Source organism: Variovorax sp. R-27, from assembly GCF_049913215.1.
Lineage (GTDB): Bacteria > Pseudomonadota > Gammaproteobacteria > Burkholderiales > Burkholderiaceae_C > Variovorax.
In genome coordinates this window covers 2,419,628-2,434,072 of sequence record NZ_CP183984.1, presented here as the reverse complement: position 1 = coordinate 2,434,072, position 14,445 = coordinate 2,419,628, and the positions used below count along the sequence as shown (strand labels likewise).

General features: G+C 66.8%; 12 protein-coding genes. 6 read left to right on the top strand and 6 right to left on the bottom strand.

Annotation, left to right across the window (positions count from 1 at the left end):
* Positions 1-46 precede the first annotated feature (46 nt).
* A complete protein-coding gene (acpA, locus tag ACN9MV_RS11265) occupies positions 47-2,185 on the bottom strand; it encodes an acid phosphatase (protein WP_426393159.1) in 2,139 nt (712 codons plus the stop codon).
* 245 nt (positions 2,186-2,430) lie between these two features.
* On the opposite strand from acpA, the gene ACN9MV_RS11260 reads away from it, so the two are divergent.
* Positions 2,431-3,849: a cytochrome-c peroxidase gene (locus ACN9MV_RS11260; protein ID WP_426392242.1), complete on the top strand. Its 1,419-nt coding sequence runs from the start codon at positions 2,431-2,433 to the stop codon at positions 3,847-3,849.
* Here the strand turns inward: ACN9MV_RS11260 and ACN9MV_RS11255 are convergent.
* On the bottom strand, positions 3,846-4,286 hold the full coding sequence (locus tag ACN9MV_RS11255; protein WP_093059067.1) for a MarR family winged helix-turn-helix transcriptional regulator: 441 nt from the start codon (positions 4,284-4,286) through the stop codon (positions 3,846-3,848). The genes ACN9MV_RS11260 and ACN9MV_RS11255 overlap by 4 nt on opposite strands.
* A gap of 74 nt (positions 4,287-4,360) precedes the next feature.
* Here ACN9MV_RS11255 and ACN9MV_RS11250 point away from each other — a divergent pair, with 74 nt between their 5' ends.
* From ACN9MV_RS11250 to ACN9MV_RS11240, 3 genes are all read left to right on the top strand, one after another.
* Positions 4,361-5,509, top strand: coding sequence for an FAD-dependent oxidoreductase (locus tag ACN9MV_RS11250; protein WP_426392240.1), 1,149 nt, complete (start codon positions 4,361-4,363; stop codon positions 5,507-5,509).
* A 91-nt stretch (positions 5,510-5,600) separates the two neighbouring features.
* A complete protein-coding gene (locus ACN9MV_RS11245; RefSeq protein ID WP_426392239.1) occupies positions 5,601-6,164 on the top strand; it encodes a PadR family transcriptional regulator in 564 nt (187 codons plus the stop codon).
* 40 nt (positions 6,165-6,204) lie between these two features.
* Positions 6,205-7,044 carry a siderophore-interacting protein gene (locus ACN9MV_RS11240; RefSeq protein WP_093082408.1) on the top strand — a complete coding sequence of 280 codons (840 nt, stop codon included), beginning with the start codon at positions 6,205-6,207 and terminating at the stop codon, positions 7,042-7,044.
* 10 nt (positions 7,045-7,054) lie between these two features.
* Here ACN9MV_RS11240 and ACN9MV_RS11235 read toward each other — a convergent pair whose 3' ends face one another.
* The 4 genes from ACN9MV_RS11235 to ACN9MV_RS11220 form a co-directional block, all read right to left on the bottom strand.
* Positions 7,055-8,587 carry a DHA2 family efflux MFS transporter permease subunit gene (locus ACN9MV_RS11235; RefSeq protein WP_093059063.1) on the bottom strand — a complete coding sequence of 511 codons (1,533 nt, stop codon included), beginning with the start codon at positions 8,585-8,587 and terminating at the stop codon, positions 7,055-7,057.
* Positions 8,584-9,051 carry a MarR family winged helix-turn-helix transcriptional regulator gene (locus ACN9MV_RS11230; RefSeq protein ID WP_093082406.1) on the bottom strand — a complete coding sequence of 156 codons (468 nt, stop codon included), beginning with the start codon at positions 9,049-9,051 and terminating at the stop codon, positions 8,584-8,586. The genes ACN9MV_RS11235 and ACN9MV_RS11230 overlap by 4 nt, the downstream gene beginning before the upstream one ends.
* A 71-nt stretch (positions 9,052-9,122) precedes the next feature.
* Positions 9,123-10,100 carry a magnesium and cobalt transport protein CorA gene (locus ACN9MV_RS11225; protein WP_093082404.1) on the bottom strand — a complete coding sequence of 326 codons (978 nt, stop codon included), beginning with the start codon at positions 10,098-10,100 and terminating at the stop codon, positions 9,123-9,125.
* Between the two features lie 32 nt (positions 10,101-10,132).
* Positions 10,133-10,762, bottom strand: coding sequence for a hypothetical protein (locus ACN9MV_RS11220; RefSeq protein ID WP_093059060.1), 630 nt, complete (start codon positions 10,760-10,762; stop codon positions 10,133-10,135).
* 217 nt (positions 10,763-10,979) lie between these two features.
* Here ACN9MV_RS11220 and mutS point away from each other — a divergent pair, with 217 nt between their 5' ends.
* The gene (gene mutS / locus ACN9MV_RS11215; protein ID WP_426392237.1) at positions 10,980-13,577 is read left to right on the top strand and encodes a DNA mismatch repair protein MutS; all 2,598 of its coding nucleotides are present in this window, start codon (positions 10,980-10,982) and stop codon (positions 13,575-13,577) included.
* A 28-nt stretch (positions 13,578-13,605) separates the two neighbouring features.
* Positions 13,606-14,445, top strand: coding sequence for a proteasome-type protease (locus tag ACN9MV_RS11210; protein WP_093059103.1), 840 nt, complete (start codon positions 13,606-13,608; stop codon positions 14,443-14,445).

Genomic DNA, 14,445 nt, shown 5'->3' with positions numbered 1-14,445 from the left:
GTGGACTACACGCCCCCTCCCTTTCGCTTCAGACCAATGCCAGAGCTCAGGGCTTCTGGGAGAAGTCGAGCGCCGCGGTCAGGTCGCCCATCGGACGGCTGCCGTTCTTCACGAGCGCGGCGTCGCGCTCGACAAGGCCCTTCAGCGGCGGCAGCGACCAGCGGTGCGTGATGAAGCGCAACGTGGAGGCGGTGTCGTACTGGGTCTTGTCGATGAAGCCCTTCTTCGCGAACGGCGAGACGATGAGCGCCGGAATGCGCGTGCCGGGGCCCCAGCGGTCGCCCTTCGGCACGGTCGCGTGGTCGTAGAAGCCGCCGTTTTCGTCGTACGTGACGACCACGAGCATGTTCTTCCACTGCGGGCTGGCCTGCAGCTTGGCGAGGACGTCGGCAATGTGCGCGTCGCCGTCGGCCACGCTGGCATAGCCGGCGTGCTGGTTCAGGTTGCCCTGCGGCTTGTAGAAGCTCACGGCGGGCAGCGTGCCAGCGGCGGCGTCCTTCAGGAAATCGGCATCGAAGTCCTTCAGGTGAGCGGCGCGCGCATCGGGGTGGGCGCTCGGGTCGAACGCGGCGTAGTAGTTGAACGGCTGGTGGTGGAACTGGAAGTTCGGCGTCTGCGCGGCGGGTGGCACTGCGGGCGGGAACACGCGGCTGCCCGTTGCGATGGCTGTGGTGTCCTTCCACGCACCGCCATACCAGGCCCAGCTGAGGCCCTTGGCCGTGAGCAGGTCGCCGATGGTGGCCTGCGTCTGCGCTGGCAGCGTGTTGGCCTTGGTCGGGTCGGCGAAGAGCTTGCTGGTGTCGCTGGTCGCCGGTGCGTTGCCGCTGGGCTGGTACGGCGGCTGCATGGTGTTGACTGCGTAGAAGTTGCCGGCGGCATCCTTCGGCGTCAGTGTGTTGTCGTTCAGGTACGTGGGCGCGGCGTTGAGCACCGAGGTCGACGCACCCGCGGCGGGCGTGAGGCGCACGAAGTTGCCGGCGCCGTCGGTGTCGATGGCCGAGATGCTGGCCTTGGCGGGTGACGAGGCAGCATCTGCGTTGGGGTACAGCGGCGCGCAGGCGCACACGAGGTACTGGTGGTTCAGGAACGAGCCGCCGAATGCGCCCATGAAGAAGTTGTCGGCCAGCGTGTATTGCTTGGCCACTTGCCACAGCTTCATCTTGGTGCCGTCGTAGTAGCCCATGCTGAGGCCGCCGGCATCCGAGTAGGCGGTGAACTTGTCGTTCTTGCCGCCGTTGATCTGCATCTGGTTGTTGTAGAAGCGATGCACCAGGTCGCGCGAGATGATGGTCTGGTCGATCTTGGTGCCGGTGTTGTAGAAGCCCGCATCGGCATCGATCTGGAACATCTGGTTGGGCATGCCCACGGTCTGCGCCTGCGTGATCGTGGTGGTCTGGCCGGCCGCGGTAACACCGCCCCATACCGGCGGCAGGGTCGGCAGCGTCGAGCCGTCGAAGTCCTTCTGCGGTTCCGGCGTTTTGGTCAGCGAAGTTGGGTTCACGCCCGGGATGCCGTTGGCGCCGGGAAACAGGCCGTACAGATTGTCGAAGCCACGGTTTTCCGCGTAGATGACGACGACGTTGGTGATCTGGTCGAGCGCGAAGCGGTTGCGCAGCGCAGCGATCACGTCGCCGCCGGCACCGGCCTCGGCCACCGCTTCGGCGATGCGCTCGATGGCCTGGTCGATCTCGTTCTGCAGCGCGGTCTTGATGCCGGCGTCGGTGATCTTGTTGTGGTCGGCCAGCAGTTGCGCTTCGCTCACGCCCAGGCGTGCGGCCAGCGCGGTGCGCGCAGCAGCGAGGTTGCCGCCATTGGCATCCATCAGCGCCACCAGTTCGGTGGTGATGGCGCTCACCACGCCATTGGCTGCGGCCGGTGCGCGGAACACCAGCGGCTGCGTGACGGCTGTCTCGGTGCTGGTCGTGGGGTCGAAGCGCTTGCTCGACGTGCCGATCTCGGCCACCACGGCGCCCTGGCCGGAGAGCGTGAAGGCGCCGTTGGCATCGGTGGTGGTGGCGAGTTCACCGCTGTCGCAGCGACCGTTGTTGTTGGTGTCGATGCAGACCTTGGCGTTGCGGTAGTAGCTGCCGGTGACGACGCCGGAAGTGGTCGTCGTGCTGCTACCACCGGAAGGGAACCCGAAGAAGCCCGAGTTGTTGTCGGAACCGCCACAGGCCACGACCATCGCCGCCGCCGCAATGGCTGTCGGCCAGGGAGTCAGGTGGCGCACGAGTTTGCGCCCGCGCAAGGATGCGCTGCTACGTTGGGATGAATTCATCATGAGTGGAGTTATGAGGTGTGGATGAACCAGACCGGCGGCCGGGCGCCGTGATGCTCTGCGTGACGCGTGACAGCCATGTTGCAATTCGTCGTACACCGGGATTGCTAATTCAGGGCTAAGAAATCTCCACCAAATGTCACGCCGCTGACATGTGTGAAACCGATCCTCGCCGGTTGCCTCGCGGTCCGGTCCGCCCATCCTTTCTCCACGTGCCCCCGACGACACGCTCCCTTCGCCGACTGGCCGTGCTTGCCGCGGCTCTCCTGCTGTATGGCGTGCTTGCCGCCTGCGGCCGGGAGGCACCCGCATCGCTGACTGCTTCGACGCCGGTACCGCCACCCCAAGCCGCGCCAACGCCAGCCCCCGCAGCGCCCCCCGCTCAGCCCGCCTACGTCGGCGCCACCTACGCCCCCGTGCCCGGCCGGCCGCAACCCAGCGCCGCGCAGCTCACTGAAATCGGCCGGCGCATCTTCTTCGACGGCAGCCTCTCGGCCACGGGCAAGGCCTCGTGCGCGAGTTGCCACGACCCGCAGCACGCGTGGGGGCCGCCCAATGCGCTGTCGGTACAGCTCGGCGGCGCCGACGGCAAGCAGGAAGGCCCGCGCGCCGCGCCCTCGCTGCGCTACCTGGAAACGCTCATCGCCTTCACCGAGCACCACCACGACAACGACGGCGACGACAGCATCGACGCCGGCCCCACCGGCGGCCACATGTGGGACGGCCGCGCCGGCTCCGCGCACGAGCAAGCGGGCATGCCGCTGCTCTCGCCCTCCGAGATGGGCAACGCGTCTGTGGCTGAAGTGGCGGCCAAGCTCGAACGCGCGACCTATGCCGATGAACTGCGCAAGGCCTTCGGCGACGACGTGTTCAAGAACCCGGACGCCGCCTTCAAGGCCGCGGGCCTTGCGCTGGAGGTGTTCCAGCAGTCGCCGAAAGACTTCTATCCGTTCACGAGCAAGTACGACGCAGTGCTGCGCGGCGAAGCCAAGCTCAGCGTCGCCGAGACGCGCGGGCTGCGGCTCTTCAACGACGAGAACAAGGGCAACTGCGCCTCGTGCCATATCAGCGTACGCACGCAGGACGGCGCCTTTCCGCTCTTCACCGACTTCGGGTTGATCGCGCTGGCCGTGCCGCGCAACCGCAAGCTCAAGGCGAATGCCGATCCGGCGTTCTACGACCTCGGCCTGTGCGGCCCGTACCGCACCGACATGAAGGACCACCCCGAATACTGCGGCCTGTTCCGCACGCCCACGCTGCGCAACGTGGCGGTGCGGCAGAGCTTCTTCCACAACGGGGTATTCCATTCGCTGGAGGAAGCCATCCGCTTCTACGCGCAGCGCGACACCACGCCGCAGCGCTGGTATGCGCGTTCGGCCAAGGGCATCGTGCAGCAGTACGACGACCTGCCGCCGCAGTACCACGCCAACATCAACACCGATGCGCCCTTCGGGCAGAAGCGCGGCGACAAGCCGGCGCTGACCGAGGCGGAGATTCGCGACGTGGCGGCGTTTTTGCGCACGCTGACCGACGCGGACCAGAAGAACGCGCCGGTCAACGCTGGGCGCTAGCCTCCGCCCATGCGCTCGACGTTCGCGTTGAGCCGCACCAGCAGCGCTGTCAGTTGCTCGACTTCTTCGGGGGAGAAGCCGGCCAGCGCCTCTTGCGTGTGCGCATCCATCACGGCCTTGGCCTTGGGCAGGCGCCTGGCGGCCAGCGGGGTCAGCGAGATGAGGCGGCTGCGCTTGTCCACGGGGTCGGGCACGCGCTCGACCAGGCCGTCGCGCTCCATGCGGGCCAGAAGCTGCGCCATGCTGGGCTGCTCCACCTGTGCGATGCGCGCGAGCTCGGCCTGCGACAGCGCCTTGCTTTTCTTGAGCGACACCAGCACCGGCAGTTGACCCACGGCAAAGCCGAGTTCACGAACCCCCACGTCGGCGATGCGGGAGAAGCCGCGCGTCACGCGGCCGATGAGTTTCAGGGGATTGGGTGTCTCGGTGTCGGTCATGCCGGATATCTTACATGCATAGCCTCCTATGCTAATATAAATAGGAACCTATCCTTTATTGAGAAGTAATCCGAATGCACACCGATCCCCGCATTGCCATCGTTGGCGCCGGCCCCGGCGGACTCACGCTGGCACGCATCCTTCATCTGTCCGGCATCCATGCCACCGTGTTCGAACGCGAAGAAGGCCCGCTCGCGCGGCCGCAAGGCGGCACGCTCGACCTGCACGAAGACTCCGGCCAGTTGGCCGTGCAACGCGCCGGGCTCGACAGCGAGTTCCAGCGCATCGCGCGCTACGACGACCAGGGCTCGCGCCTGCTCGACAAGACCGGCCGCGTGCTGTTCGAGGAGCCCGATGCCTCCGCCGGCAACCGCCCCGAGGTCGACCGCACCGCGCTGCGCGACATGCTGCTGGCGTCGTTGCCGGCCGGCTGCGTGCAGTGGGGCCGTGCGCTCAGTGACATGCGGCGGCAGGAAGGCGGGCGCTGGAACCTCTCGTTCACAGGCGGCAGCGAGGCAGGCCCGTTCGACCTGGTCGTCGGTGCGGACGGCGCGTGGTCGCGCGTGCGGCCGCTGCTGTCGCCCTACAAGCCGCAGTACAGCGGCCTGACCTTCATCGAGTTCGGCATCGACGACGTCGACCGCAGCCATCCGGCCATCGCGCAGCTCGTCGGCCGGGGCAAGCTGGATGTGCAAGGCGATGGAAAGGCAATCATCGTGCAGCGCAACGGCAACGCGCATATCCGTGGCTATGCGATCTTCCGCGTGCCTGCGGACTGGGCAGCGAAGCGCTTCGACTTCTCGTCGCCAGCAGCGGTGCGCAGCGCGCTGCTCGCGGAGTTCGCGGGCTATGCCGATGCCGTTACCGACCTCTTCCGGATGAGCAACGACCAGTTCGTCCCTCGTCTCATCCACGCGCTGCCGGTCGGCCATTGCTGGGCGCCCCGGCGCGGGCTCACGCTGCTGGGCGATGCGGCGCATGTGATGTCGCCGTTCGGCGGCGAAGGCGTGAACGCCGCCATGCGCGACGCCGCCGAGCTGGCCGCCCTGCTCGCCGGACAGGAAGACTGGGCCGCAGCGGTTGCCACTTACGAAATGGAGATGTTCGAGCGCGTCATCGAAGCGGCGGAAGGCTCGGCCGAAGCCGCCGCCGTGCAGATGTCGCACATCGGCGAGGCACTGTCGCTGGCGCACCTGCAGGAGCACCGCGCCGGCGCTGCCTGACACCCATGCCCGGTATCCGGTGCGTATCGATTTGACTTTATTTTAGATATATCTAAAATAATTCCGATACACATCACAAAGGATACCCACCATGAGACATTTCCATCTCAACCATCACCACTGCCACACCGCCCGCGGCGAACATGAAGACGGCCTTTCCGGCGGCCGCGGACACCGTGGCGGCCGCGGCGGACGCGTGTTCGGCCATGGTGGCCTGCGCTTCGTGCTGCTGCAGCTCATCGCCGACAAGCCGGCCCACGGCTACGAACTGATCAAGGCCATCGAAGACCGCCTCGGCGGCAGCTATGCGCCGAGCCCCGGCGTGGTCTACCCAACCCTCACGCTGCTCGAGGAAATGGGCTACCTCAGCGTGGAAACCGCCGACGGCAGCGGCCGCAAGCGCTACAGCATCACGGCCAGCGGCCAGGAATTCCTCACGGCCAATCGCGAGATGGCCGACGCCATGATGTCCCGCATGAGCGGCGGCGTCGACGGCGCCGGCCCGCGCGGCGGACGCCCGCCGCAGGTCACGCGCGCCATCGAGAACCTCAAGCTCGCAATGCGCATGCGCCTGTCGGGCGTGCTGACCGAGCAGCAGGCCCACGACTTCGCCGCGGTGCTCGACAGCGCCGCGCAGCAGATCGAAAAGATCTGAACCCCATCTCAACCCGCCCTGCTCACCCAGGACTTCTGCAATGACTGACTTCAGTACTTCATCTGCTTCCACCGCCCCCGACCGCACGCCGCGCCGGGTGCGCCACGACCTGCGCTTTCGCCAGCTCACGGTGAAATCCGCGCAGCGCGTAACGCCGCACCTGATTCGCATCACCCTCACGGGCGACGACCTCGCGGGCTTCACCAGCCCCGGCTTCGACGACCACGCGAAGATCTTCTTTCCCGATGCCACCACCGGCAAGCTCACGCTGCCCACCGCCGGCCCCGAAGGCCCGGTGTGGCCCGCAAGCGGCCGCCCCACCATGCGCGACTACACGCCGCGCCGCCACGACGCCAAGGCCGGCACGCTCGAAATCGACTTCGCGCTGCACGAAGCCGGCCCCGCCACGCAGTGGGCCGAGCAGGCCAAGCCCGGCGACGTCGTCGGTGTGGGCGGCCCGCGCGGCTCGTTCATCGTGCCGACCGAGTTCGACTGGCACCTGCTGATCGGCGACGACACCGCCCTGCCCGCCATCTCGCGTCGCCTGGCCGAACTGCCGGCCGGCTCTCGCGCGGTAGTGCTGGCGGAAGTCGACAGCGAAGCCGACGAGATTCCGTTCGACACGCAGGCCGAACTCACGTTGAAGTGGGTGCACCGCCGCGGCACCGAGCCGGGCCTGAGCCCCGTGCTGCTCGACGCGCTGAAGGCCATGCAGCTACCGGCCGGCGATTTCCATGCGTGGGTAGGCTGCGAATCGGCCATCGCCAAGGCGCTGCGCGCGCACCTGGTGGGCGAGCGCGGCGCGAACCCGAAGTGGACGCGGGCCTCGGGCTACTGGCGTCGCGGTGCGGTGGCAACGCACGACACGCACGACGAGTGATGCGGGTCTTTCAGTGCGGCACTTCGGCCGGGCCTGAGGCCGCCGCACTGCGCCTCGGGCTCTTGATCAGCAACAGCAGTGGAATCGCCAGCACCGTGATGATCATCATGATCGCGAAGTCGTCCAGGTAGCCGATCAGCGCGCCCTGCCGGGTCACTTCCGCATTCAGCAGCGCCAGCCCCGTCATCGTGTCGGGCGACATCATCTGCGGCAGCGTCGACAGCGCGGTGTTGCCCGGCGCCACGGTCGACGCGATCTGCGCATGCGCCTTGCTCGAGCCTTCGGTCAGCAGCGCCTGCACGATCGAGATGCCTACGCTGCTGCCGATGTTGCGCAGCAGGCTGAAGATCGGTGTGCCCTGGTTGCGCAGCCGCGGCGCCAGCGTGGCGAAGGTGGCGGTCGACAGCGGCACGAAGGTGAAGCCGATGCCCAGGCCCTGAATGAAGCCCGAAACGATGATCAGCGTGCTGTCCATCTGCAGCGTGAGCCGCGTCATCTGGTAGAGCGAGAACGCCGTGAGGCCGAAGCCCACGGCCATGATCGCGCGCACGTCCACCTTCTGCACCAGCCGGCCCACGATGATCATCGCGATCATCGTGCCGACGCCGCGCGGCGCCGTCACCTCGCCCGTGTAGACCACCGGATAACCCATCAGCCCCTGCAGGAAGTTGGGCAGCAGTGCCATCGTCGCGAACAAGATCATGCCGACGATGAACGCGAACAACAGGCCAGTGACGAAGTTGCGGTCTTTCAGCAAGTCGCGATCGAAGAAAGACACGCCCTGCACCGTCCACGTGTGGACCACGAAGAAGCCGAAGGCCACCAGCGCGGCGGCGGCTTCGAGCTTGATCTCCCACGAATCGAACCAGTCGAGCTGTTCGCCGCGGTCGAGAAACAGCTGCAGCATGCCGATGGCCAGGCTCAGCGTCACGAAGCCGAAGATGTCGAGCTTCTCGCCCTGCGGCCGGCTCTCGGGCAGGTAGCGCGCGATGCCCCAGAAGGCGAAGATGCCCACCGGCAGGTTGATGAAGAACACCCAGCGCCAGTCGAAGTTCTCGGTGAGCCAGCCGCCCAGCAGCGGCCCGAGGATGGGCCCGACCATGATGCCCGCGCCCCAGATCGCCATTGCCTGGCCGACTTTCTCGCGCGGGTTGATGTCGAGCAGCACCGCCTGCGACAGCGGCACCAGCGCCGCGCCGAAGATGCCCTGCAGCAGCCGCGCGGCCACGATACCGACCAGCGAGGTCGCAAGCCCGCACAGCGCCGAGGCTACCGTGAAGCCGATCACCGAGATGATGAACACGCGCCGCCGCCCCCAGTGGCCGCACAGCCAGCCGGTCAGCGGCAGCGCGATGGCCGAGGCCACGATGTACGAGGTGAGCACCCAGGTGATCTGGTCCTGCGAGGCCTGCAGGCTGCCCTGCATGTGGGGCAGTGCGACGTTGGCGATCGTGGTGTCCAGCGCCTGCATGATGGTCGCCAGCATGATCGAGATGGTGATCATGCCGCGGTGCGGCACCTTGGTTCCGGGCGCGACGCTCATGGCTTCTTGCCCTCGCCCGAGGTGATTTCCACCAGGCTGCCTTGCACCTTGGCGAGCAGGCTCAGCAGTTGCGCGCGCTCGGGCTGCGACAGCACCGCCATCACGCGGGCATTGAGCCCGTCGCTGAGGCTGAGCGCGCTGTCGAGCGCTTTCTCGGCGCTGGGCTCCAGATGAATCTTGTTGACGCGGCGATCCGTGGCGCTGGGCTCGCGGCGGATCCAGCCGGCCGCGGCCATGCGGTCGCACAGGCCGGCCACGGCCATCGGGGTCAGGTCGAGCCGCTGCGCGAGTTCGGCCTGCGAGAGGGGCTCTTCATCGCCGTGCATGGCCAGTGCGCCGAGCAGGCGGCACTGGGCGCTGGTGAGGCCGATGCGTTCGCGCGCGAGGCGGTCGAACTCTTCGCTGTAGAGCTTGCCCACGCTCTTGACGAGGAAGCCGAAGCGCTGGGTGAAGTCCCTTTTCATAAGGGACTTGATTATCTACATGTTTATTAGTTGGGACTTAGCAAGCCCCCCTCGCACTCACACACTCACAGTCAAAGCCAGCCGGCGCGCCTGAACCGGTAGTAGAGATAGCCGCAGGTGCTGACGATCAGCCCCAGCGCCACTGCATAGCCATAGCGGAATTTCAGCTCCGGCATGTTCTCGAAGTTCATGCCCCAGATGCCGGCGAAGGCGGTGCACACCGCGAAGATGCTGGCCCAGGCCGCAAGGCGCTTGGTGACTTCGCTCTCCTCGATGGTGACCATCGACAGGTTCACCTGGATCGCCGTGCCGATGGTGTCGCGCATCGCGTCGATCGAGCCGTTGATGCGCCCCAGATGGTCGCCCACGTCGCGAAAGTACTCCTGCGAGCTCATGCAGATCTGCGGCACGCGCCCTCCGTGCATCTTGCCCGATGCCTCCAGCAGCGGCGCCACCGCACGCTTGAGGATCATGCTGCGCCGCTTCAGGTCGTAGAGCTGCTTGATCTTGTCGCGCGCTGCGCCGCCCTGGCCGAAAAGCTGCTGCTCGATGGCTTCGAGCTCGTCCTCCAGCGCATCGATCACCGGAAAGTAGCGGTCGACCACCGCGTCCATCAACGCATACAGCACGAAGCCCGCGCCGTTGCGCAGCAGATCCGGCTCGCGCTCGCAGCGCTCGCGCACGCCAAGAAAGCCCTGCTTGCTGCGGTTGCGCACCGACAGCACGTAGTTGCTGCCGACGAACACGTCGACCTCGCCCACGTTCGTGCAGTGCTCGCCCTCGGGCGATGGCTCGACCATGTGCATGACGACGAAGAGCGAGTCGCCGTATTCCTCCATCTTCGGCCGCTGGTGGCCGTTGCGGGCGTCTTCCACCGCGAGCGGGTGCAGGCCGAATTCGTGCTGCATCACACTCAGCTCCTCGGGTGAGGCGTCGCTCAGCGCTACCCAGACGAAGCAGCCCGGCCGGCTGATGTAGTCGCTGATGGCCTCGACCGAGATGTCGGCGAGCTTGGCGCCGTTTTCATAAGCGACGCAATTGATCAGCATCGGTACTCTTCCATGTTCAATCTGGACGTCGATCAGGTCGTCGCGTTGGAATTCGAAGTTGCGGCCAGTTGGGCGGTGGCCGCCAGCGAAGCCTCGATGGCTTGCGTTTCGCTCCTGAGCAGCGCGAGCCCCTTTTCAGCCAGCGCGGAATGGCTCGCAACATCGGCCCACAGGCTGGCCGCGGCTTCGGAGCATGTCAGCGATGCGAATCGGATGCGGCCTTTCGCGAGATCGACGAAGCGCGCCTCGCGCAGGGGGTCGGTCCGGTCCCAGGCACCGCCGATGATCACGCGCTTGCCGCGCTTGATGCGGGGTTCGAGTTCCGCGAAGAAAGGCAGCTTCGCCGACACCCAACCCAGCATGCCGGCGCTGGCCGCGGTGTCGAAGGCGGATGGAGCGGCGTGCGCTTTCGCAAAGTCGCGCAAGGCACCCAAGTTGTAGAGCACCGGGTCCTTGGGCCCCGCTGCGCCGCCTTCCACCGGCCTGATGACAGACGGGCTGTGGCCCGCGCGCCCCTCGGGCCGTTTCGACTTTCGCAGCTCCGCAAGCTGGGCCGGTGTTATGCACAGATACAGCGCGGCAAGCTCTGCGGGCAAGGTGGCGCTGCCGGGCAGCGCAGCCGCGTTCGCTTCAAGGCCTTTGAAATCATCCAGCTGGGCCATGGGCGCCTTGTTTGTTCTTCACGCGGGGGTCGCGTCGGGGGATTTTAGAGTGGTGGGTGCGGGCCCGGCCGGCGCCTTGCGGATGTCCCATACAAGATAATCCGAGCCAAGGCTCGCTCGGATACCCCGACACAGACACAAGGCGAAATCATTGAATTCGAAGGATAAATCGACGGCATCCCCTGGCGGGGCAGAAGCAACGCTCGGGCACACCCCGATGATGGCCCAATATCTAGGCCTCAAGGCGGACCATCCGGACACCCTGCTGTTCTACCGGATGGGCGATTTCTACGAACTCTTCTGGGCCGACGCCGAAAAGGCCGCGCGCCTGCTCGACATCACGCTCACCCAGCGCGGCCAGTCGGCCGGCCAGCCGGTGGTGATGTGCGGCGTGCCCTTCCATGCGGTCGACACCTACCTGGGCCGCCTCATCAAGCTGGGCGAATCGGTCGCCATCTGCGAGCAGGTGGGCGAAGTCGGCGCCAGCAAGGGCCCGGTCGAACGCAAGGTGGTTCGCGTGGTCACGCCCGGCACGCTGACCGACTCCGAACTACTCAACGACAAGAGCGAATCGCTGCTGCTCGCGGTGCATGCGGGCTCGCGCAATTTCTGCGGGCTGGCATGGCTCAGCGTGACCGGTGCCGAACTGCGGCTGGCTGAATGCCCAGCCGACGCGCTCGAAGCCTGGATCGCTCGCATCGCGCCCAGCGAGCTGCTGTACAGCGCCGAAGTAACGCCGGCTTTCGAGCAGCGCCTGAAAGCCGCGCGCAGTGCCACGCCCTTCACGCTGTCGATTCGCCCGGCGTGGCAATTCGACGGCGGCCTGGGCGAGCGCAAGCTGGCCGAGCAGATGGGCAGCAACAGCCTCGCCGCCTGGAACGCCGAATCGCTGACCAACGCGCATGCCGCAGCCGCCGCGCTGCTGGGCTATGCCGAACACACCCAGGGCCGCGCGCTCTCGCACGTGCAGCGCCTGTCGGTCGAGCGCGACGGCGACCTGATCGAGCTGCCGCCCACTACGCGCCGCAACCTCGAACTGGTGCAGACGCTGCGTGGCGAAGACTCGCCCACGATGTTCTCGCTGCTCGACACCTGCATGACGGGCATGGGCAGCCGCCTGCTGAAGCGCTGGCTGCTCTCGCCCCGGCGCGACCGCTCCGAAGCGCAGGCCCGGCTCGAAGCCATCGGCGCCCTGCAGTCGACCGTGCTCGGTGGCACTGCCGCACCGTGGCGCACGCTGCGTGAGCAGCTCAAGAACACGAGTGACGTGGAGCGCATTGCAGCCCGCATCGCGCTGCGGCAGGTGCGCCCGCGCGAACTGCTGGCGCTGCGGCTGGCGCTATCGAAAGCGGAGCAGCTTGCGCCCCTGCTGCCTGGCGCCGCTGCACTGCTGGCCCAGATCACCGAACGCCTGGCCCCGCCGCCCGGCTGCGCCGACCTGCTGACCAGCGCCATCAAGCCCGACCCGTCGGCGCTGGTGCGCGACGGCGGGGTGATCGCTACCGGCCACGACGCCGAACTCGACGAGCTGCGCGCCATCAGCGAGAACTGCGACGACTTTTTGCTGAAGCTCGAAATCAGCGAACGCGAGCGCACCGGCATCAGCAACCTGCGGGTGCAGTTCAACCGCGTGCACGGCTTCTACATCGAGGTGACGCAAAGCGCGCTCTCGAAGGTGCCCGACAACTACCGCCGCCGCCAGACGCTGAAGAACGCCGAGCGCTTCATCACGCCCGAGCTGAAAGCCTTCGAGGACAAGGCCCTGAGCGCGCAAGACCGCGCGCTGGCCCGCGAGAAGTGGCTGTACGAGCAACTGCTCGACGCGCTGCAGCCCTCGGTGCCCGCGCTCACGCAGCTGGCCGGCGGCATCGCCACGCTCGACGCGCTGTGCGCGCTGGCCGAGCGCTCGCACACGCTGCACTGGCGCGCACCGAGCTTCGTGGCGCACCCCTGCATCGAGATACAGCAGGGCCGCCACCCGGTGGTGGAAGCGCGGCTGGCCGAGAAGTCGTCGGGCGGATTCATCGCCAACGACACGCAGCTCGGGCCGCAGCAGCGCATGCAGGTCATCACCGGTCCCAACATGGGCGGTAAGTCGACGTACATGCGGCAGGTGGCCATCATCGTGCTGCTGGCCTCCATCGGCTCGCACGTGCCGGCGGCAGCCTGCCGGCTCGGGCCGATCGACGCCATCCACACCCGCATCGGCGCGGCGGACGACCTGGCCAATGCGCAGTCGACCTTCATGCTCGAAATGACCGAGGCCGCGCAAATCCTGCACAGCGCCACGGCGCAGTCGCTGGTGCTGATGGACGAGATCGGCCGCGGCACCAGCACCTTCGACGGGCTGGCGCTGGCCGCCGGTATCGCGGCCCAGCTGCACGACCGCAGCAAGGCCTTCACGCTGTTCGCCACGCACTATTTCGAGTTGACCGAGTTTCCGGCCACACACCACGGCGCCGTGAACATGCACGTGAGCGCGACCGAGGCGGGCCGCGACATCGTGTTCCTGCACGAAATGCAGCCCGGCCCTGCCAGCAAGAGCTACGGCATCCAGGTGGCGCGGCTCGCGGGCATGCCCGCGGCGGTGGTCAACCATGCGCGGCAGGCGCTGGAGGCGCTTGAATCGCAGCATGCGCAAACTCGTGCACAGGTCGACCTGTTTGCACCGCCTCCGGTGGCCGAGACACCGCTGGCCAGCGCCGTAGAATCCGCGCTGGCCGCGCTCGACCCCGACACCATGAGCCCGCGCGAGGCCCTCGATGCCTTGTATGCCCTTCAAAAACTGAATAAACGTGAACTCGGTGCCGCATGATCCGGCGCCGGTCATGCCAGACGAACCCATGACTTACTGCGTAGGCATCAAACTCAACGCCGGCCTGGTGTTTCTCTCCGACTCGCGCACCAACGCGGGCGTGGACCACATCAGCACCTTCCGCAAGATGATCGTCTACGAGCAGCCGGGCGACCGCGTCATGGTGCTGCTGTCGTCGGGCAACCTGAGCATCTCGCAGTCGGTGCGAGAAATCCTCCAGATCGAGGAGCTGCGCGAAACCCGCGAAGACGGCACGCAGGGCGAGCCCATCACCATCTGGAACGCGAAGAGCATGTTCGATGCCGCGCGCGTGCTCGGCTCGGCGGTGCGCCATGTGTACGACCGCGATGCCGAGGCGCTCAAGCATGCGGGGCTGGACTTCAACGTGTCCTTCATCTTCGGCGGGCAGGTCAAGGGCGAAGGCATGCGTCTCTTCCTCGTCTACGCGGCCGGCAACTTCATCGAAGCCACCACCGAGACGCCCTACTTCCAGGTCGGCGAATCGAAGTACGGCAAGCCCGTGCTCGACCGCGTGCTCACGCCCGAGACGCCGCTCGACGAGGCAGCCAAGTGCGCACTGGTGTCGATGGACTCGACCATGAAGTCGAACCTGTCGGTCGGCCTGCCGCTCGACCTGGTGGTGTACGAGGCCAACAAGCTCGAAACCGACCGCGTGATCTGCATCGACGCCGACAACCCCTACTACCGCATGGTGCACAGCAGCTGGGGCCAGAAGCTGCGCGAGGTGTTCGACAGCATCGAAGACCCGGTGTGGGACGACAGCCAGACCGAGCATCCGCTGAAGATGCCCGCAACGCGCCACAGCCCGCTGCGCAAGATTTCCACGCCAGACGAAAAGCTGATCTGA

Coding starts and splice junctions, on each gene's coding strand:
- acpA (WP_426393159.1), bottom strand. CDS start 2,185: ATGGTCGTGGCCTGTGGCGGTTCCGACAACAACTCGGGCTTCTTCGGG.
- ACN9MV_RS11255 (WP_093059067.1), bottom strand. CDS start 4,286: ATGACCGACACCGAGACACCCAATCCCCTGAAACTCATCGGCCGCGTG.
- ACN9MV_RS11230 (WP_093082406.1), bottom strand. CDS start 9,051: ATGAAAAGGGACTTCACCCAGCGCTTCGGCTTCCTCGTCAAGAGCGTG.
- ACN9MV_RS11220 (WP_093059060.1), bottom strand. CDS start 10,762: ATGGCCCAGCTGGATGATTTCAAAGGCCTTGAAGCGAACGCGGCTGCG.
- ACN9MV_RS11245 (WP_426392239.1), top strand. CDS start 5,601: ATGAGACATTTCCATCTCAACCATCACCACTGCCACACCGCCCGCGGC.
- ACN9MV_RS11210 (WP_093059103.1), top strand. CDS start 13,606: ATGACTTACTGCGTAGGCATCAAACTCAACGCCGGCCTGGTGTTTCTC.
- mutS (WP_426392237.1), top strand. CDS start 10,980: ATGATGGCCCAATATCTAGGCCTCAAGGCGGACCATCCGGACACCCTG.
- ACN9MV_RS11225 (WP_093082404.1), bottom strand. CDS start 10,100: ATGCTGATCAATTGCGTCGCTTATGAAAACGGCGCCAAGCTCGCCGAC.
- ACN9MV_RS11235 (WP_093059063.1), bottom strand. CDS start 8,587: ATGAGCGTCGCGCCCGGAACCAAGGTGCCGCACCGCGGCATGATCACC.
- ACN9MV_RS11240 (WP_093082408.1), top strand. CDS start 6,205: ATGACTGACTTCAGTACTTCATCTGCTTCCACCGCCCCCGACCGCACG.
- ACN9MV_RS11250 (WP_426392240.1), top strand. CDS start 4,361: ATGCACACCGATCCCCGCATTGCCATCGTTGGCGCCGGCCCCGGCGGA.
- ACN9MV_RS11260 (WP_426392242.1), top strand. CDS start 2,431: ATGTGTGAAACCGATCCTCGCCGGTTGCCTCGCGGTCCGGTCCGCCCA.